Here is an 18,382-nt window from a genome sequence, read left to right as displayed (position 1 = left end):
CGGCACCAGCCGCTGTCGGTCAGTGCCCGAAGGTGAACCAGTTGAGGTTGACGAAGTCGGCCGGCTGGCCGCTGGTGAAGGTGATGTAGACGTCGTGAACGCCCGTGACGCTGCTGATGTTGGCGGGGACCGAGCGCCAGGATTGCCAGCCGCCGGTGTTGGCGATGGCGAAGCTGCCGATCGGGGCGTTGGAGCGGCTGTCGGGGCGTACTTCGACCAGGCCGCTGACTCCTCCGGCCGCACCTGAGGCGACCCGGGCGACGAACTGTGTCGCGGCGCTGCTGCCGAAGTCGATGCCGCGGTAGAGAGCCCAGTCGCCGTTGCCGATCTGCATGAGGTTCTGGCCGCCGCCGGTGTCGGTCGTCGTCTCGGTGCCCATGCCGGACTGCTGCTGGAAGGACTCGGCCTGCAGCGTGCTGTACGCGCTGCCGCCACCGCCGGGCGGAGGAGTAGTCGGCGGGGGAGTCGTGCCGCCGCCGCGGCTGGAGACGGCCACGTAGTCCACGATCATCGGGCGATCGGGGACGGTCTCGGCGCGCGGGGTCGGACCGTTGAGCGCGTCCGGGAAGGCGCCGCCGATGGCGACGTTCAGCAGGACGAAGTACCCGGCGTGCGACGTCATGGTGTTCCACGTGTCGGCCGGCAACTGGCCCTGGCTGACGGAGTGGAACTGCTGTCCGTCGACGTACCAGCGCAACTGGTTCGGCGAGACGCTCGTGTCCCACTCGAAGCGATAGGTGTGGAACGCGGTCTGGCAGGACGAGCCCGGGCAGGCGCGGCTGGCGCCGATGCCGGTGGTCTCGTTGCACGGGCCGCCCGGGTTCACGCCGCAGTGCAGGACGCCCCAGACCGAGTTGATCCCGTTGACGTTCTCCATGATGTCGAACTCGCCGATGCCCGGCCAGTTCCAGTAGTTGCCGCGGTACGGCGCGCCCAACGCCCAGAACGCGGGCCAGTATCCGAGCGCCGCGTTGCCGGTGACGTTCGGCATCTGGATCCGGCTCTCGATCGCGAGCACCCCGCCGGACGGCGGCTTGAAGTCACTGCGCTGGGTCTCGACCCGGGCCGACGTCCAGTTGCCGGCGCTGTCGCGGCGAGGCGTGATCCGGAGATTGCCGGTGCCGTCGAGGGCCACGTTGTTCGGGCTGTTCGTGTAGCTCTGGATCTCGCCGGTGCCCCAGTTGCCGGGGCCGCCGGGATATCCGTGGCCGGTGTCGATGATCCAGTCGGCGCCGGACGGCAGTGTGCCGTTCGCGCCGTCGAAGTCGTCACTCCAGACAGTGGTCCAGCCGGCCGGCGGTGGCGGGACACTCGCCTGCGCCGCGACAGCCAGGGCGCCGGTGACCAGGAGTGGGGCGAGCAATGCGGTGATGAGGGGGCGGGAACGCATAGCGACCTCCAGGGATTGATGAGGCAATGAGAGCGCTCTCACCCCGAAGTGTCAACAGCTCGTCACGGAACGGATCAGAAGCCGGATCAGAAGGTGTTGCGGTAGACCGTCGTACTGCGGCGGACGCGCATGCCGAGGTGTTCGTACATGCCGAGGGCGCCGGTGCCCGAATGCGTCCAGAGGATGCAGGTCCGCCGCCCGAGCCGGTGGAACTCGGCACAGGTGTCGTCGAGCATCGCCCGGGCGATCCCCTTGTTCCGCTGGTCCGCGCGTACGGCGAGCTGCTCGACGTACCCCTCGTTCGTGTCCTGCAGGTCGAGCGCGATGACGACACCGACGAGCTCGTCACCGGCGTACGCGAGGGTCGAGGCATTGGGCCGGAAGCTCGACCGCTCAACGGTCAGCCGGGCCCATTCGTCGTACGACTTCCGCCGCTGCTGGAAGGCGGAGAACGCGTCCTGGATCAGCTCGTGGACAGCGCGCGCCTGCGTCTCGTTGTACGGCGTGAGTGTCAGCCCTTCGGGCAGGTCTCGCAGCACCGTGGGGTCCAGCGGACGCTCGAGCAACCAGTTGGTGGCGAGTACGTCGTACCCCCGCGATCGCAGCAGGACGGTGCCGGCCTTGTCCTGGTCGTCGACCGCCTGCGCCAGCCACTCGCTGCCGGCCTCCCGCGACCGCTGCTCGGCCCAGTCGAGCAGCGCCGTCCCGATCCCGAGCCCGTGGTACGACGGATGCACCTCGATCTGCGCGCGTTTGCCCAGGTGCTCCCAGGCCCAGCCGGCCAGTTCACCATCAGGTGCGTGGACGAGCAGGGTGTCCTGCTCGAGGCGCAGCTCCGGCCGCCGAAGGTCCGCCGCGACCTGATCCGGCACCACCTCGGCCCGCCCGTGCCACTCGATCTCGGCTGCCGCGACGAGCTGGTAGATCGCGTCCGCGTCGTCGGCAGTCGCGGGACGACTGGAGAATCCGGGTGGCACCATGCCTCGATCTTCCCGCACCGCGGCCGGGATGCGCGGCGTTTTGCACGTTCTTGCAGTCAGGCCGGGTTGTCGGCGTCCGCGGCTTCGACTTCCTCGCGGCTGATGCCGAGCAGGTAGAGGATCGTGTCCAGGTAGGGCACGCTCAGGTGGGTGTCGGCGGCCGCGCGGACGACGGGCTTGGCGTTGAACGCGACGCCGAGACCGGCGACGGCGAGCATGTCGAGGTCATTGGCCCCGTCGCCGATCGCGACCGTCTGGGTCAGCGGCGTACCGGAGCGTGCGGCGAACTGGCGCAGGGCCGTCGCCTTGCCGGCCCGGTCGACGATCTCGCCGATGACGCGGCCGGTGAGCTTGCCGTCGACGATCTCCAGCTCGTTCGCCTTGGCGTAGTCGATGCCGAGCTCGGCGGCCAGCTTGTCGGTGATCTGGCTGAACCCGCCGCTGACGATCGCGAACTGGTACCCGAGCCGCTTCAGCGTCCGCACCAGCGTCCGGGCCCCGGGTGCCAGCTCGATCGCGTCGTACACCTCGTCCAGCGCCGACACCGGCAGACCTTCGAGCCGGGCGACCCGGTGCCGAAGCGACTCGGCGAAGTCGAGCTCGCCGCGCATGGCCTGTTCGGTGACCGCGGCCACCTCGTCCTGCCGGCCCGCGTGCCCGGCGAGCATCTCGATGACCTCGCCCTGGATCAGCGTCGAGTCGACGTCCATCACGATCAGCCGCTTGGCCCGGCGGTACAGCCCGCCGTCCTGGACGGCGACGTCGAGGCTCTGCCGGACACCCTCCAGCGCTAGCACGGTCCGGAGCGCGTCCGGATCGGCACCGGAGACGGCGAACTCCATCGCGGTCACGGGGTAGCGCGCCATCCGGCTGATCCGGTCGATGTTCGCGCCGGTGTCGGCGATCCGCCCGGCGATCGCGGCGAGTCCGGCGGCGGACAGCGGCCGCCCGATCACCGTCACCTGGCTGCGGCCCTTGCGCCGTGGCTCGTTGTCGCCGACACCTTTCTTCACCGAGATCTCGACGTCCAGGACGCTCGCCAGCGCCTTCAGCTCGTCCTTCAGATCCTTGTAGTCGCGCGGTGCGGACAGCAGCACCCCGAGGACCAGCCGGCCCCGGAGGACCACCTGCTCGGCGTCGATCACCTCGAGCCCACGGGTGGCGATCGTCGACAGTACGGCGGAGGTCAGCCCCGGCCGGTCGGTGCCGGTCAACGTCACCAGCACGGTCGGCCGCTCGGCGGCCAGCTTCTCGTCCTCACCCTGTCCAGTCATGGCAGCACGAACGCTACCCATATCGGATGACGTCGCGCTGTCCGGTCCAGATCTCAGGCATGAACAGGCGGATCGCAGGCCGCGACCAGAGCGCGACGCGCTGCGGCGGCGAGGTCGAGGAGGGCGCGACGACGCGCGTCGGCCTCGGCTCCGGTGACCGCGGCGCCGTCGTCCTCGAGTGCGGCGTCGGCGATCGCCAGGCAGCGCCGCGCGGTGGCGGCCGCCTTCACCGCACGCGGCTGGTAGCCGGGAGCGAGATCGTCATTCCGGCCGCTGCCGATCCGGCGGATGTCGATCAGCGCGTCCGCGACTTCCGGCTTCCAGCGTGCGACGTCGAGCGCGGCCAGTGACTCCGCCGCGTCGATCAACGCCATCCGCAGACCGCGATCCGCCTCGCCGAGATCGGCCGGCAGCGGGCTCGCGGCCGGCATCACGGACCACTGCACGGCCGGCCCGACGTACGCCGGAACCAGTCCGAGGTCGGCGCCCGTGAGTACGACCGCCTCGCCGGTTTCGAGCGCGGCCTCGTTGAACGGCGGTGGACCGGCCAGCCCGATCGGATCACCCGGGACGGGCAGCGCGAGGTGGGCCTGGGTTGCTCCTGCGGCGCGCAACAGGTTCAGCGCGACCGGCAGGGTGGCCGGCTCCGGATGCCCGGCCAGACCCGCGACGTGATGACCGACGTCGTCGCCGAGAATCTTCTGTGCGGCGGTGTCGGGGTCGCAGGCGCCGGTCAGCATCGCGTTCGTCCACACGGTGAACCGGACCGAGGCGGAGGTGGTCAGCACGCCCGACAGTCTCCCACCATGAGCCCGGCCGGACGACTCCGGCAGGGTGCGCGACGATCGCACGCGGGCACCCCGTAGGTTTTGAGCATGACTGCAGTGGTGGAGCTGGCCGGGGTGTCGATCGTTCGCGGTGGCGCGCGTCTGCTCGACGGGATCGACTGGACCGTCGACGAAGCCGATCGGTGGGTGGTGATCGGTCCGAACGGCGCCGGCAAGACGACCCTGCTGCAGATCCTGGCCGCCCAGATCCATCCGACCGCCGGTGTCGCCGGTCTGCTCGGTGAGGTGCTCGGTGCCGTCGATGTCTTCGAGTTGCGGCCCCGCATCGGACTGACCAGTGCCGCATTGGCCGACCGGTTGCCCAGGAGCGAGCGTGTCTCGGATGTCGTGGTCTCCGCGTCGTACGCCGTACTCGGCCGCTGGCGCGAGGAGTACGACGAACTGGACCACCAGCGGGCCAAGGAGTTGCTGGCCGAACTCGGCATCGCGCACCTCGCCGACCGCACCTTCGGCACGCTGTCCGAGGGGGAGCGGAAGCGGGTCCAGATCGCCCGGGCCCTGATGACCGACCCCGAACTGATGCTGATGGACGAGCCCGCGGCCGGTCTCGACCTGACCGGACGGGAGCAGCTCGTCCGCTCGCTCAGCTCGATCGCGACCGCGGTCGGCGCGCCTGCGATGGTGCTGGTCACCCACCACGTCGAGGAGATCCCACCCGGCTTCACCCACGCGCTGCTGCTGAAGGAGGGCCGCATCGTCGCGGCCGGCCCGATGGACCAGGCCCTGACCGCCGAGACCCTGAGCGACACCTTCGACCTGGCCCTCTCCCTGAAGCAGGAGGACGGCCGCTACACCGCCCGCGCCCTCTGACCCGGGATCCCGCACCCCGGCTGACGCGTCCAAACATCTGCTTGGAGGCCCCGACGTGGATAGGCTTGGGAAATGATGGATTGGCTGCGGGACAACATGTGGGCGGCATGGCTGACGATCGCCGCCGTCCTCGGCCTGGCTGAGTTGGCCTCGCTCGACTTCACGCTGCTGATGCTGGCCGCCGGTGCGCTGACGGCCGCCGGGGTGGCGGCGTTCTTCCCGGGACTGTTGTGGCTGCAGATCGTCGTCGGGTTGATCACCGCCGCGGCGATGCTCGGTGCCATCCGGCCGATGATCGTGCGCAAGCTCCATGACGGCACCGAGCTGAAGACCGGTTCGGCCCATGTGATCGGGCGTACCGGGACCGTGGTCAAGGAGATCCATCCCGACGGCGGCGGCTCGGTCCGGCTGAACGGCGAGCTCTGGACGGCTCGCCCGTACGACGAGGTGTCGACGATCGAGCCCGGGACCCGGGTCGAGGTGATGTCGATCGACGGCCCGACCGCGGTCGTGTACCCGGTCGGCGAGCCGCTGCACCACGAGCTCAACCTCCCCGAGCCGACCGACAATCCGGCCCCGAACCCGAATCCCACCGACCCACCGCAGAGCTGACCTCGGCCCCTCGGTTGAGTGGCCCCGCGTGCGCAGTACTGTCGAATTGAGGACGGTGGAAGTACCTGCTCGATCAGGCAGCCGACGCGCCGGGAACCGGAACGCCAGGTGGACCGTCGATAGGAAAGACTGTCCGTCCTGAGGGTTCTGTCGAGTGGAGGGTCAAGTGACCGCGTTCCTCATAGTGTTGGCATTGGTCGCCTTACTGGTGATCGTCACACTGGTTAAGTCCGTCCGGGTGGTGCAGCAGCAGACGGTCGGGATCGTCGAACGGTTCGGCAAGTTCAGGACCGGTCTGCAGCCGGGCCTGAACCTGTTGACGCCGTACGTCGACAAGGTCCGCTACACCATCGACATGCGCGAGCAGGTCGTCGCGTTCCCGCCCCAGGGCGTCATCACCGAGGACAACCTGATGGTGTCGATCGACTCGGTCATCTACTTCCAGGTGAACGACCCGGTCCGGGCGACGTACGAGATCTCCAACTACATCCAGGCGATCGAGCAACTGACCATGACCACGCTGCGAAACATCATCGGCGGCATGGACCTGGAGCAGACGCTGACCAGCCGTGAGGAGATCAACGAGAAGCTCCGTTACGTGCTGGACGAGGCGACCGGCAAGTGGGGCATCCGGGTCAACCGGGTCGAGCTGCGCTCGATCGACCCGCCGCCGTCGATCCAGGACTCGATGGAGAAGCAGATGCGCGCCGACCGGGACAAGCGCGCCGCGATCCTCACCGCGGAAGGTATGCGGCAGTCCGCGGTCCTTTCCGCCGAGGGTCAGAAGCAGTCCGCGATCCTCACCGCCGAAGGTGACAAGCAGTCCCGGATCCTGCGGGCCGAGGCCGAGCGGCAGGCGCGGATCCTGAAGGCGCAGGGTGAGGCGCAGGCCATCACCACGGTCTTCAACGCGATCCACGCCGGCAAGCCGGACCAGGGTCTGCTCGCGTACCAGTACCTGCAGATGCTGCCGTCGATCGCCCAGGGCGACGCGAACAAGCTCTGGATCGTGCCGAGCGAGATCGGCGACGCGCTCAAGGGCCTGGGCAGTGCGGTCGGCCAGGTGGCCGGCATCCCGGCGAAGGCCGAGGGCACGTGGCAGGCGCCGGAGCTCTCCAACGGCGAGGTGCCGGAGCTGGACAGCACCGGGGCGACGACCGGTGCGCCGGCCGCGGCGGTGGCCGAGGCCGACAACGCGGTCCGCGAGGCGATCGCCGCCGCCGAGAACGCCGCCGTCGGCAACCGCGGCCAGATCCCGGTCACCCCGTCGATCACACCGCCGCCGGCCGCTCCCTCCCAGGAGCCCCCGGCCGCCGAGCCCCCGCAACGCTGACCGTCAGACAGCACCACACACAAAGCCTTCCCAGGCCCATCCTGGGAAGGCTTTCTGTTGTCGCCGTTGTTCAACGGACGGACTGGTGAGCGGGCGGTGCGGTCAGGTGCGTAAAGTCGGGCAGCGATGACATGGTTCGAGGCGCTGTTCGTCCTGGTGGCGGGGATGGGCGCAGGCACGATCAACGCCGTGGTGGGATCGGGCACCCTGCTGACCTTCCCCGCGTTGCTTGCCGTCGGCATCCCACCCGTGCTGGCGAACGTCAGCAACACCATCGGCCTCGCCCCGGGCACGGCCGCCGGCGCGATCGGCTACCGACGCGAACTCCAGGGGCAACGCGGCCGCATGATCCGGCTGATCCCGGCCTCGCTGCTCGGCGGCATCCTCGGCGCAGTGCTGTTGCTGACCCTGCCCGACTCCGCGTTCCACGCCGTCGTACCGGTCCTGATCCTGCTCGGCTGCGTGCTGGTCGCGTTCCAGCCCTTGCTCTCACGGTGGATCAGCGTGCCGACGCACGTGCACCGCGGTGCCTGGTGGGTGATTCCCGCGGTCTTCGCGACCGGCGTCTACGGCGGGTACTTCGGTGCCGCGCAAGGCGTCCTGCTGATGGCGATCCTCGGCCTCGGCCTGGACCCGAACCTGCAGCGGATGAACGGCCTGAAGAACGTCCTCGCCACGGTCGTGAACTCGGTGGCCGCGATCCTGTTCATCATCGTCGGCGACGTCGACTGGCTCGCCGCCGGGCTGATCGCGGTCGGCTCGACCATCGGCGGCTTCGTCGGTGCCCGCTACGGCCGCAAGCTGCCACCGATCGCGTTGCGCGCACTGATCGTCTGCATCGGCATCCTCGCCATCGTCACGCTGGTCTTCTGACCTGCAATCCCGCCAGCAGCAGATCCAGCCCGTAGTCGAACTGCTCGTCGCCACCGGTCGTCCGCGCCAGCTCCGGCGCGAGCTCGACCACCGACGGGAACTCCCGCGCCGACAGCGACTCCATCGTCGTCCGCAGCCGCCGCCAACTGTCCGGGTCCCGGCGCTCGGCGGCCATCTGGATCTCCCAGGACGTTGCCCCGAGCACATAGGTGAACAGCGTGGTGTGCGTCCGCGCCGCCGTCTGCGCGTCGAACCCGGCGGCCAGCAGTACGCCGAGCAGCCCCTCGGCCACCCGGGCGGTCTCGTGCCCGCTCAACGGCCGCCCCGCAAGTAGTTGCGCAAGGCAAGGATGTTGCAGCATCAGCAGCCGCAGCGACCGGCAGACCGCGCGGACCTGGTCGGGCCACGACGCATCCTGCGGTACGGCGGGCAGCAGCCCCATCAGGTGGTCACGCACGGCGTCGTACAGGTCGTCCTTGTTGCGGAAGTAGGTGTAGAGCGCCATCGGGCCCACCCCGAGCTCGGCGGCGACGCCGCGAAGGCTGAGGGCGTCCGTGCCTTTGCCCTCCATCAGCTCGAGCGCGGTGCGCACGATCAGGTCGGCGCTGAGCGTGTTGCGCGGCGTCCGCGCCATGTGACCCATCTCCCTTCGAAGCTCTTAACGTACAGTGTATAGTACGGTGTATGCGAGCTATTCAGATCACCGAGTTCGGCGGACCCGAGGTCCTGAAGGTCAGCGACGTCGCGGAGCCGGTCGCCGGTGACGGCCAGGTCCTGATCACTGTCGATCGCGCCGGCATCAACTACGCCGACACGCATCAGGTCGAGAACAGCTACCTCTCGAAGACGGAGCTCCCGCTGATCCCGGGTGGTGAGGTCGTCGGTCACACCGAGGACGGCCGCCGCGTCGTCGCCCTGGTCGGATCCGGCGGGTACGCCGAGAAGGCCGTCGCGCACGCGCCGTACGTCTGGGACGTCCCCGAAGCTGTCACCGACGGCCAGGCGCTCGCCCTCGTGCTGCAGGGCACCACCGCCTGGCACCTGCTCAAGACCTCCACGCACCTCCAGCCCGGTGAGTCCGTCCTGGTGCACGCGGGTGCCGGCGGGGTCGGCTCGCTCGCCGTACAGCTCGCCAAGTTGTGGGGCGCCGGCCGCGTGATCGCGACCGCGTCGTCGGACGAGAAGCGCAAGCAGGTGCTCGAGCTCGGCGCCGACGCCGCGATCGACGGTACGCCGGACGGCCTGAAGGACCGCATCATCGAGGCGAACGGCGGCAAGCGCGTCGACATCGTGCTGGAGATGGTCGGTGGCTGGACCTTCGACGAGTCGTTCGCCGCGCTGGCCCGGTTCGGCCGGCTGGTCACCTTCGGTGCCGCGTCCCGCGAGTCCGCCGCGCCGATCGACCCGAGCCGGTTGATGAAGGGCTCGAAGACGATCTCCGGCTTCTGGCTGGCCGACTGCTTCGCGAACCCCGCGTCGCTCGGCGACCCGCTGGCCGAACTGTTCGAGCTGACCGCGGCCGGCCAGCTCCGACCGATCGTCGGCGGCGAGTACGCGCTGTCCGACATCGCCACCGCCCACCAAGACATGCGAGCCCGCCGCACGGTCGGCAAGCTCGTGCTCGACCCCTCCCACTGAAAGCTGGAGACCCAACACATGACGATTGCAGTAGAGAAGGTTCTGTACACCGCTCACGCCACCGCCCACGGCGGTCGCGACGGCAAGGTCGCGACCAACGACGGGAAGCTCGACGTCACCGTCGCGCCGCCGGTCGAGATGGGCGGCAACGGCCAGGGCACCAACCCGGAGCAGCTGTTCGCGGCCGGCTACGCGGCCTGCTTCCACAGCGCGCTGAAGGTGGTCGCCCGGAGGGCCCGCCAGGACGCCGACGGCTCGACCGTCACCGCCGAGGTGGGCATCGGCCCGATCAACGGCGGTGCCGGCTACGGCCTCGAGGTCGCGCTGGTGGTCAGCCTGCCCGGCGTCGAGCGTGCGGTCGCCGAGGAGCTCGTCGCCAAGGCCCACGAGGTCTGCCCGTACTCCAACGCCACCCGCGGCAACATCAAGGTCGACCTCGAGGTCGAGTGATCAGTCCATCCGCGCCAGGGCCTCTTTGAGCAGGCCCTCGGTCGCCGAGACGGGTGCGGCCGCGATCGTGAGCCCCTCCATGATCGCGACGTACTCGTCCACCTCGTCGAGCTTGTCCAGGTACAGCGCACTGGCCGCGTGCTCGATGTAGACGACGTCCGGCAGGTCCCCCTCGGGGAACCGCAGGATGCTGAACGCGCCACCCGCGCCCGGATACCCGATGCTGCTGAACGGCATCACCTGCAACGTGATGTTCGGCTGCGCGGCCCACTTGAGCAGGTGCTCGATCTGGGCCCGCAGGACGTCCTCGCCACCGACCGGGCGATGCAGCACCGACTCGTCGATGACCACCCACAGGCGGGCCGGGTTCGGCCGGGTCAGGATCTGCTGCCGGGTCACCCGCAGCGCGACCCGCTGATCGACCTCCGCACTCGGCAGGTACGACTTGCCGAGCTGGACGACGGCACGCGCGTACTCCTCGGTCTGCAGCAGGCCGGGGACGAACATCACCTCGTAGGTCCGGATCAGCGTCGCCGCGACCTCGAGGCCGACGTAGTTGGTGAACCAGCTCGGCATCACGTCGCCGTACCGGGACCACCAGCCCGGGTTGTTCGCGGCCCGGGCCAGCTCCATCAGCCGGAAGCGTTCCTCGTCGTCGGCCATCCCGTAGAGCTCGAGCAGGTCGCTGACATCGCGTTCCTTGAACCCGACCCGGCCGAGCTCCATCCGGCTCACCTTGGACTCGGAGGCGCGGATCTGCCAGCCCGCGTCGGCGCGACTGATCCCGGCCTGCTCCCGCATCCGCCGCAGCTGTCCGCCGAGCATGATCCTGAGCGCGGTCGGACCGCCGTCGCCACCACTCACCGTCAAGAGTTCACCCGCACCCTCGCTTCGCTCGGGGTCGGTAGAAATGCCCGCACCCGTCCACTCACCCATTTCAGCCCGCGATGCTACCGCCTGTCCACGGCAACGGGCCGGTCGGCGCTCCGCCGAGCGAGATCGCGGATCCGCCGGACCAGGTAGCGGGCGTCCCGGTCGACGCCCTGGATGGTCGATGACGCGATCGCGTACTGGAAGTCCAGCCCGAGGAACAGCAGCCCCGGCTCGTCCGGCGAAACCCCGCGCACATGCCGCGGCCGCCCGTCGTCGGATCCCACCGGCAGGTCGATCCAACTGTGGTCCGGAACGGAGCCGGTGCACCACACCACGGTGGTGACGTCCTCGAGTACGTCGCCGTCCGCCGTCACCGGCAAGCCGTCACGGACGCCCGCGATCCGGCTTAGCCGGGTGATGCCGGCCGCGTCGAGGTGTGCCAGCTTGTTCCGGGTCAGCGGGAGACCGTTCTGCTCCGCGTTCGCGATCGCCTTCCGTCCGACCGACCTCGCGCGGGTGAACACGTACTTGAAGAGGAACATCACCAGCGGCGTGAACAGACGCCCGGTGGTCGAGTCGATGTCGACCGGCACCTGACCCGGATGGCGCCCGGCGAGCAGGGTGCGATGCGTCTTGACCGCCTCGAGGGCGATGTCGGTCCCGGAGTTGGCAGCGCCGACCACGAGCACCGTCCCGTCCGCGAGCTGCTCCGGATTCCGGTACTCCATCGAGTGCAGCTGCCGGATCGCGGGATCGAGCTCGCCCGCGAACGACGGCCGTCGTTCCTTCGTGTGCATGCCGGCCGCAACGACGACCTGATCGGCGTGGCAGGTGCCGTCACTGGTCTCGATCACGAAGCCCTGGTCGTCGCGGGACAGCCGCGTCACCCGTACGCCGGTGCGGACCGGCAGCTCGTGGTGAACGGCGTACCGCTCCAGATAGTCGGCCATCTCGTCGCGCGTCGGACAGTCCCGCGTGCCGATTCGCAGCCCGGGCAGGCTGGCGTAGCGCGGCCGGCTGAACAGCCGCAACGAGTCGTACCGCTTCCGCCAGCAGTCACCGACTCGCTCATCGGCATCGAGTACGACGAAATCCTCGCCCGCCTGGCGCAGGTAATACCCCATCACCAGGCCGGCCTGTCCGGCTCCGATCACCACAGTCCCGACCCTGTTCATGACAGCACCGTAGGACTGCGGACCCTGCCGCCACATCGACCGACCACGCCATCTCCGCGCCGAGCGGCGTGGTCATTTCTGCCCAGACACGAGGCCGTGCTCATACGCGTACGCCGTCGCGGCGGCCCGGCTGGAGACACCGAGCTTGCCGAAGATGTTGCTGACGTGGCGGGCGACAGTCCGCTCACTGAGGAACAGCTGGTCGGCGACCGCCCGATTCGTCGCGCCGGTGGCGAGCAACCGCAGCACCTCGAGTTCGCGCGGGCTGAGCCCACCGGTCCGATCCGACTGGTCGAGCGCGGCCAGGTCGGCCACCGCACCGAGTCGCTCGAACACCGCCCGCGCACTGTCGATCTCCATCTGCTCGGCGTCGACGTCACCGAGTGCGCGGCAGGCCCGCCCGACCAGGAGCCGGGTACGCGCGCCTTCGTACGGCATCTCGAGTTGCTGCCACAGCGACCACGCCCGCCGCAGGGCTGGGATCGCGCCGCGTGGATCGCCGCACGCGATCCGCGCCGCGCCCTCCGAGTACGCCGCCAGGGCCTGGAGGTACGGCGAATCCGCGCGGGCGAACTCACCCAGCTCGGAAGCCGCCGCCCGGGCGGTCTCGCGGTCGCCACACTCGATCGCCACTTCGACTCTGGCCGCGAGCAGCACCGGACGGTTCTGCGAGAGTGGATCCTCGGCCAAGGCGCGTTCGAGCCCGGCGATCGCCGCGCCGTGGTTACCCTGCGCGGCTCGCAAGCGGGACAGTCCGGGCTGCACTTCAGCGCCGTCGCTGCCCGCCGCCTGGTAGGCACGTTCCGCCGCCGCGTAGCGACCGCGATGACGTTCCACTTCGGCCAGCCGGTACCACGCGGATCCGACCGCACCAGGGGACAGCCGGCGACATGCGTCCTCCGCAGCGCCGGCCGCTTCCGACCACGCGCCGCGCAACTGCAGGATCTGCGCCCGATGCACCAGACACACCCCGCGATAGGGAACCAGGCCGGACTGCTCGTCGCACCAGCCGGTCAACGCCTGTGTCCACTCCTGTGCCCGGCGTACGTCATACATCCGCATGCAGACGTCGATCACCGAGCAGTAGGCCATGCCGGCGACCTCTGGCCCGACGCCGCTGCCGGTGACGGTCACCATCGCCTCGTCGAGCGCGGTGAGGGCTTCGGCATGGCGGCCCAGCATCCCCAGGCAGTTGCCGCGGCCGAGGGTGCCCAGGGCAATCGTGTTCGGATCCACGGCCAGGGGAATGCATCGGTCGAACAGGGGGAGTCCGGCGGCCGGGTCGCCGGTGTTCATCAGCAGGGCGGCGTCGGCCATCAGGAGCAGACCGGACAGTTCACTGTTGTCGTCGGGGACCAGACGCCCGATCCGGGCCCGCCAGCCGGCCGCCCGAGCCAGCTCGCCGTGCTGCTGCAGATGGAACCCGAGCCAGAAGGCGCTCCGGACCGCCCGCACCACGTCCCCGCGCGCTAGGTGCTCCTCGTGGGCCCGCTCGCGGTATCCCGCGACCTGGTCGTCGTGACCGAGGACGAACGCGGCGACGGCCAGCCGGTCCAGGTCCTCCGGCGGGAGCTGACCGCGCCGGTCGGCGGCGGTCAGCTCCGCGTACTCCGCGGGCCAGTCGTACTGCTCCATCGCACCCCGCCCCGGTCCACCATCAGTGCTGGGCCAGGTCCAGCACGGTTGCCGTTGGCAACTTCGCCAGCTCGGCGCCGTCGAGCAGCAGCTTGGAACCGCGGATGCCGCTGCCGATCACCACCGGCCCGGCCTGCGCGACCGCCTCGTCCACCAGGACCGGCCAGTCCGCGGGCAGTCCGATCGGCGTGATTCCGCCGTACTCCATGCCGGTCGAGGCGACCGCGTCGTCCTGCGCGGCGAAGGAGATCTTCCGCACGCCGAGGTGCTTGCGGATCACGCCGTTCACGTCGGCCCGGTCGGTGGCCAGCACCAGGACGGCGGCGTACGTCGCCTCACCGGCCCGCTTGCCGAGCACGATCACGCAGTTCGCCGACGCGGCCATCGGTACGTCGTACTCCGCGCAGAAGGCGGCGGTGTCGGCCAGACCGGGGTCGATCGCGGCGGCGTACGCCGGGATCTCACCGAGCGCCGCACGCACCGGCGCCGCGAGCAACCCCGGTACGTCCGCGGTCGGCTGCCACTCGACCTTGCCCATCACCGGTGCGGTCACTGCGCCGCCTCTTCGCCGGGGTACTTGACCAGGTCGGCGTACTCGGGGTGCTGCTCGAGATAGTCCTGATAGAACGGGCAGGCCGGCCTGACCCGCAGGCCGAGGGCGCGGGCGTCGTCGAGCGATTTCGTCGCGATCCGGCCGGCCACGCCGCGGCCGCGGAAGGCGGGCAGGGTCTCGGCGTGCAGGAAGCTGATCACACCCGGGTGCAGACGGTAGTCGACGAATCCCATCAGGCTGCCGTCGGCGTCCAGCGCCTCGTACCGGCTGTGCTCCTTGGCGTCGACCACCTTGATCTCGTTCTCCATGCCGCAACTCTAGCCAGTCTCACTCTGGGTTTGAGATTTGTGACTCCCGGGGTACGGGGTCGAAGGACCGAGCCGCGGAAGGAGCAGGGATGAGCGAGCACGCGTTGGAAGAAGGCCGGGCGATACCGAGCCTTGTGCCGGCCCGGATGGACCGGCTGCCCTGGACCCGGTTCCACTGGATGATCGTCGTCGGTCTGGGCGTCTCCTGGATCCTGGACGGCCTGGAGATCCAGCTGGTCTCGCTGGTCGGCAACGTGCTCAAGGAGCCGCAGACCCTGCACCTGACCACGTCCGAGGTCGGCCTGATGGCCTCGGTCTACCTGGCCGGCGAGGTGGTCGGCGCGCTGGTCTTCGGCCGGCTCACCGACAAGTGGGGCCGGCGCAGCCTGTTCATCATCACGCTGATGGTCTACCTGATCGCCTCCGGTCTGGCCGGCCTGTCGTGGAACCTCTTGTCGCTGCTGACCTTCCGCTTCATCGCGGGAATGGGCATCGGCGGTGAGTACGCCGCGATCAACTCGGCGATCGACGAACTGATCCCGTCTCGCTATCGCGGCCGGGTCGACATCGGTGTGAACGGTACCTACTGGGCCGGCGCGCTGATCGGCTCCTCGGTCGGCCTGGTGTTCCTGAACACCGACATCGTCCCGGTCGAGTGGGGCTGGCGGCTGTGCTTCCTGATCGGCCCGGTGATGGGCCTGATGATCATCTACCTGCGCCGGCACATCCCGGAGAGCCCGCGCTGGCTGATGACCCACGGCCGGATCGACGAGGCCGAGCGCACGGTCGACGACATCGAGGCGACGGTCCGGCGCCAAGGCGGCGAGCTGCGGGAGGTGTCCGACGACGAGGCGATCAACCTGGTCGACTACCCGCCGGTGACGTACCGCGAGATCGCCCGGGTGATGCTGCGCGACTACCGCAGCCGGTCGTTCCTCGGTTTCTCGATGATGGTCACCCAGGCGTTCCTCTACAACGCGATCTTCTTCACCTACGCGCTGGTGCTGAAGGCGTACTTCGGGCTGAACGACTCCAGCATCGCGCTGTACTTCTTCCCGTTCGCGATCGGCAACCTGGCCGGACCGCTGCTGCTCGGCCACTTCTTCGACACCATCGGCCGGCGGAAGATGATCTTCGGCACGTACTCGGTCGCGGCCGTGGTGCTGTTCGTCACCGCGCTGCTGTTCAACGCCGGCGCGCTGAACGCCGCGACGCTGACCGGGTTGTGGTGCGTGGTGTTCTTCTTCGCCTCGGCCGGCGCGTCGTCGGCGTACCTGACGGTGAGTGAGATCTTCCCGATCGAGCTGCGCGGGCAGGCGATCTCGTTCTTCTTCGCGATCTCGCAGCTGGCCGGCGGTGTGATCGCGCCGTTCCTGTTCGCCTCGCTGATCGGTTCGGGCGACAACCCGGCCAGGGGACCGCTGACCATCGGTTACATCATCGGCGCTGTCGTCATGCTGGCCGGCGGCATCATCGCGTGGATCTTCGGCGTGGACGCGGAAGGCCAGTCCCTGGAGAACGTCGCCAAGCCGCTGTCGGCGACCGGTGGCTCGGGTACCCGCTTCCAGGGTGCAAGGCCAAGATTCTCAAGCACCGACGAACCCTAAGATGACTGCGTGGGTTCACTGCTGATCGCCGGTACGACGTCCGACGCGGGCAAGACGACCGTGGTGACGGGGTTGTGCCGGTGGCTGGCCCGGCAGGGCGTCCGGGTGGCGCCGTACAAGGCGCAGAACATGTCGAACAACTCGATGGTCTGTGCCGACGGCGCCGAGATCGGCCGGGCGCAGTGGATTCAGGCCGTCGCGGCCGGCGCCGAGCCGGAGGCCGCGATGAACCCGGTCCTGCTCAAACCGGGCAGCGATCACCGCAGTCACGTCGTCCTGATGGGGGAGCCCTGGGGTGAGCTGTCGGCCCGCGGGTTCCTGACCGAGCGGGCCGAGCTCGCCAAGGCGGCCTTCGCGGCGTACGACGACCTGGCGTCGAGGTACGACGTGGTGATCAGTGAAGGCGCCGGCAGTCCGACGGAGATCAACCTGCGCCGGTCCGACTACGTGAACATGGGGCTCGCGCAGCACAGCAAGGCTCCGGTGGTCGTGGTCGGGGACATCGATCGCGGGGGAGTGTTCGCGTCGATGTTCGGCACGGTCGCGTTGCTGGACGCCGCCGACCAGGGGCTGATCAGCGGCTTCCTGGTGAACAAGTTCCGTGGCGACGTCTCGCTCCTGCAGCCCGGGATCGACATGCTCACCGCGGTCACCGGCCGTCCGACGTACGGCGTCCTCCCGTGGTTGCCCGAGCTCTGGCTGGACTCGGAGGACGCGCTGGACATCCCCGTACGGCGAAGCTCCCCGGCCGACCTGCTCACCGTCGCCGTGGTCAGGTTCCCGCGGATCAGCAACTTCACCGATCTGGACGCGCTGGCGGTCGAACCGACCAACAGCGTCTTCTTCACCACGAGCCCCGCCGAGGTCCGCGACGCGGATCTCGTCGTGCTTCCCGGCTCGCGGGCGACCGTGTCCGATCTGGAGTGGCTGCGGTCGCACGGCCTGGCCGAGGCCGTGGCGGCCCGAGTCGCGGCCGGGCGGCCAGTGCTCGGCATCTGCGGCGGCTACCAGGCTCTTGGTGGTGCGATCTCCGATCCCGATGCAGTCGAGGGCGGTGGTGATCACACCGGCCTCGGTTTGTTGCCCGTCGCAACGACTTTCCGGGCGGAGAAGACGCTGGCTCGTTCGGCGCCCACGGCGTACGAGATCCACCACGGCGTGGTCACGGTCACCGGCGACGCGACGGCCTTCCCGGGCGGCTGCCGCGCCGGCAACACCTGGGGGACCATCTGGCACGGCCTGCTCGACGACGACGCCACCCGGCACGGGTTCCTCGGCGAGGTCGCGCGGCTGACCGGCAAACCCGCGCCCGACGGTACGGTCTCCTTCGCGGCGTTGCGGGCGGCCCGATTGGACCGCCTGGCCGACATGATCGACGAGTACGCCGACACCACGGCGCTGATGCGGTTGATCGAGACGGGTCCGCCGCCGGTTCCGTTCGTCCCACCGGGAGCCCCATGAAGTCCGACCTGCACAACTATCTCCAGGCGACCCGCGCGCTGCTGCTCGCGAAGCTCGACGGACTGAGTGAGTACGACCGGCGCCGGCCGATGGTGCCGTCGGGGACCAACCTGCTGGGATTGGTCAAGCATCTGGTCGGCATCGAATACGTGTACCTCGGGACGAGCGTCGGCCGGCCGCCGGGGAAGGTGCTGCCGTGGGAGGAAGACCTCTCGGTCTGGGCGGGCGCCGACATGTGGGCGCTGCCATCCGAGTCGACGGACTACATCACCGACCTCTACCGCGAGGCATGCGCACACAGCGATCGGTCCATCGCCGAGCTCGACCTGGACACGCCGGCTGAGGTGCCACACTGGCCCGAGGGCGAGCGACGTACGACGTTCGGCGCGTTGCTGGTCCGGGTTGTCGACGAGACCGCGCATCACGCCGGCCACGCGGACATCGTGCGAGAGCTGATCGACGGTCAGGGTGGCGCGGACGCGGACATGCTCGACGAGGCGGCCTGGTCGGAGTACTACACCAAGATCCAGCGGGCGGCGGAGACCTTCCTGACAGACTGAAT

At 69.5% G+C, this 18,382-nt stretch carries 19 protein-coding genes; 9 read left to right on the top strand and 10 right to left on the bottom strand.

Translation table 11 applies throughout. The features are described from left to right. Positions 1 to 19 precede the first annotated feature (19 nt). The 4 genes from OG876_RS37010 to OG876_RS36995 form a co-directional block, all read right to left on the bottom strand. Positions 20 to 1,390 (bottom strand): glycoside hydrolase family 16 protein, encoded by a 1,371-nt coding sequence (locus OG876_RS37010; RefSeq protein ID WP_328521364.1) that lies wholly within the window; start codon positions 1,388 to 1,390, stop codon positions 20 to 22. A gap of 86 nt (positions 1,391 to 1,476) precedes the next feature. Continuing rightward, complete coding sequence (locus OG876_RS37005; RefSeq protein WP_328521363.1) at positions 1,477 to 2,370, bottom strand: GNAT family N-acetyltransferase; 894 nt, start codon at positions 2,368 to 2,370, stop codon at positions 1,477 to 1,479. Between the two features lie 56 nt (positions 2,371 to 2,426). Next, a complete protein-coding gene (gene serB / locus OG876_RS37000; RefSeq protein ID WP_328521362.1) occupies positions 2,427 to 3,644 on the bottom strand; it encodes a phosphoserine phosphatase SerB in 1,218 nt (405 codons plus the stop codon). A gap of 53 nt (positions 3,645 to 3,697) precedes the next feature. Next, complete coding sequence (locus tag OG876_RS36995; RefSeq protein WP_328521361.1) at positions 3,698 to 4,495, bottom strand: hypothetical protein; 798 nt, start codon at positions 4,493 to 4,495, stop codon at positions 3,698 to 3,700. Between the two features lie 24 nt (positions 4,496 to 4,519). Here OG876_RS36995 and OG876_RS36990 point away from each other — a divergent pair, with 24 nt between their 5' ends. The 4 genes from OG876_RS36990 to OG876_RS36975 all read left to right on the top strand — a co-directional run bounded on the left by OG876_RS36990 (position 4,520) and on the right by OG876_RS36975 (position 8,120). Beyond that, on the top strand, positions 4,520 to 5,302 hold the full coding sequence (locus OG876_RS36990) for an ABC transporter ATP-binding protein (protein WP_328521360.1): 783 nt from the start codon (positions 4,520 to 4,522) through the stop codon (positions 5,300 to 5,302). A 72-nt stretch (positions 5,303 to 5,374) separates the two neighbouring features. Further along, positions 5,375 to 5,914 carry an NfeD family protein gene (locus OG876_RS36985; RefSeq protein ID WP_328521359.1) on the top strand — a complete coding sequence of 180 codons (540 nt, stop codon included), beginning with the start codon at positions 5,375 to 5,377 and terminating at the stop codon, positions 5,912 to 5,914. 166 nt (positions 5,915 to 6,080) lie between these two features. Further along, on the top strand, positions 6,081 to 7,247 hold the full coding sequence (locus tag OG876_RS36980; protein ID WP_328521358.1) for an SPFH domain-containing protein: 1,167 nt from the start codon (positions 6,081 to 6,083) through the stop codon (positions 7,245 to 7,247). A 126-nt stretch (positions 7,248 to 7,373) separates the two neighbouring features. Further along, positions 7,374 to 8,120, top strand: coding sequence for a sulfite exporter TauE/SafE family protein (locus OG876_RS36975; RefSeq protein WP_328521357.1), 747 nt, complete (start codon positions 7,374 to 7,376; stop codon positions 8,118 to 8,120). Here OG876_RS36975 and OG876_RS36970 read toward each other — a convergent pair. Next, the gene (locus OG876_RS36970; RefSeq protein ID WP_328521356.1) at positions 8,104 to 8,754 is read right to left on the bottom strand and encodes a TetR/AcrR family transcriptional regulator; all 651 of its coding nucleotides are present in this window, start codon (positions 8,752 to 8,754) and stop codon (positions 8,104 to 8,106) included. The two genes, OG876_RS36975 and OG876_RS36970, sit on opposite strands and share 17 nt — an antisense overlap. A 50-nt stretch (positions 8,755 to 8,804) precedes the next feature. Here OG876_RS36970 and OG876_RS36965 point away from each other — a divergent pair, with 50 nt between their 5' ends. Both OG876_RS36965 and OG876_RS36960 read left to right on the top strand, forming a co-directional pair. Further along, positions 8,805 to 9,758 carry a quinone oxidoreductase family protein gene (locus OG876_RS36965; RefSeq protein WP_328521355.1) on the top strand — a complete coding sequence of 318 codons (954 nt, stop codon included), beginning with the start codon at positions 8,805 to 8,807 and terminating at the stop codon, positions 9,756 to 9,758. An 18-nt stretch (positions 9,759 to 9,776) separates the two neighbouring features. Continuing rightward, positions 9,777 to 10,208 carry an organic hydroperoxide resistance protein gene (locus tag OG876_RS36960; protein WP_328521354.1) on the top strand — a complete coding sequence of 144 codons (432 nt, stop codon included), beginning with the start codon at positions 9,777 to 9,779 and terminating at the stop codon, positions 10,206 to 10,208. Here the strand turns inward: OG876_RS36960 and OG876_RS36955 are convergent, their stop codons facing one another. The 5 genes from OG876_RS36955 to OG876_RS36935 form a co-directional block, all read right to left on the bottom strand. Beyond that, positions 10,209 to 11,033, bottom strand: coding sequence for a helix-turn-helix domain-containing protein (locus OG876_RS36955; RefSeq protein ID WP_328527002.1), 825 nt, complete (start codon positions 11,031 to 11,033; stop codon positions 10,209 to 10,211). A gap of 125 nt (positions 11,034 to 11,158) precedes the next feature. Then, a complete protein-coding gene (locus OG876_RS36950) occupies positions 11,159 to 12,256 on the bottom strand; it encodes a flavin-containing monooxygenase (RefSeq protein WP_328521353.1) in 1,098 nt (365 codons plus the stop codon). Between the two features lie 72 nt (positions 12,257 to 12,328). After that, the gene (locus OG876_RS36945; protein ID WP_328521352.1) at positions 12,329 to 13,891 is read right to left on the bottom strand and encodes a LuxR C-terminal-related transcriptional regulator; all 1,563 of its coding nucleotides are present in this window, start codon (positions 13,889 to 13,891) and stop codon (positions 12,329 to 12,331) included. A 22-nt stretch (positions 13,892 to 13,913) separates the two neighbouring features. Further along, a complete protein-coding gene (locus tag OG876_RS36940; RefSeq protein ID WP_328521351.1) occupies positions 13,914 to 14,444 on the bottom strand; it encodes a YbaK/EbsC family protein in 531 nt (176 codons plus the stop codon). Beyond that, positions 14,441 to 14,752 (bottom strand): GNAT family N-acetyltransferase, encoded by a 312-nt coding sequence (locus OG876_RS36935; protein WP_328521350.1) that lies wholly within the window; start codon positions 14,750 to 14,752, stop codon positions 14,441 to 14,443. The genes OG876_RS36940 and OG876_RS36935 overlap by 4 nt, the downstream gene beginning before the upstream one ends. Before the next feature lie 89 nt (positions 14,753 to 14,841). Here OG876_RS36935 and OG876_RS36930 point away from each other — a divergent pair, with 89 nt between their 5' ends. From OG876_RS36930 to OG876_RS36920, 3 genes are read left to right on the top strand one after another with little or no spacing between them, the layout of a single operon-like run. Beyond that, entirely contained in the window at positions 14,842 to 16,359 is a 1,518-nt protein-coding gene (locus OG876_RS36930) for an MFS transporter (protein ID WP_328521349.1), read from the top strand. A gap of 9 nt (positions 16,360 to 16,368) precedes the next feature. After that, complete coding sequence (locus tag OG876_RS36925; protein WP_328521348.1) at positions 16,369 to 17,820, top strand: cobyric acid synthase; 1,452 nt, start codon at positions 16,369 to 16,371, stop codon at positions 17,818 to 17,820. Beyond that, on the top strand, positions 17,817 to 18,380 hold the full coding sequence (locus tag OG876_RS36920; protein ID WP_328521347.1) for a DinB family protein: 564 nt from the start codon (positions 17,817 to 17,819) through the stop codon (positions 18,378 to 18,380). Before OG876_RS36925 ends, OG876_RS36920 begins: the two co-directional genes overlap by 4 nt. Positions 18,381 to 18,382: the final 2 nt, after the last annotated feature.

The sequence above is a fragment of the Kribbella sp. NBC_00359 genome (assembly GCF_036097425.1).
Lineage (GTDB): Bacteria > Actinomycetota > Actinomycetes > Propionibacteriales > Kribbellaceae > Kribbella.
Note: the sequence above shows the minus strand (reverse complement) of the source record. Positions and strands in the feature narration are given on the sequence as shown.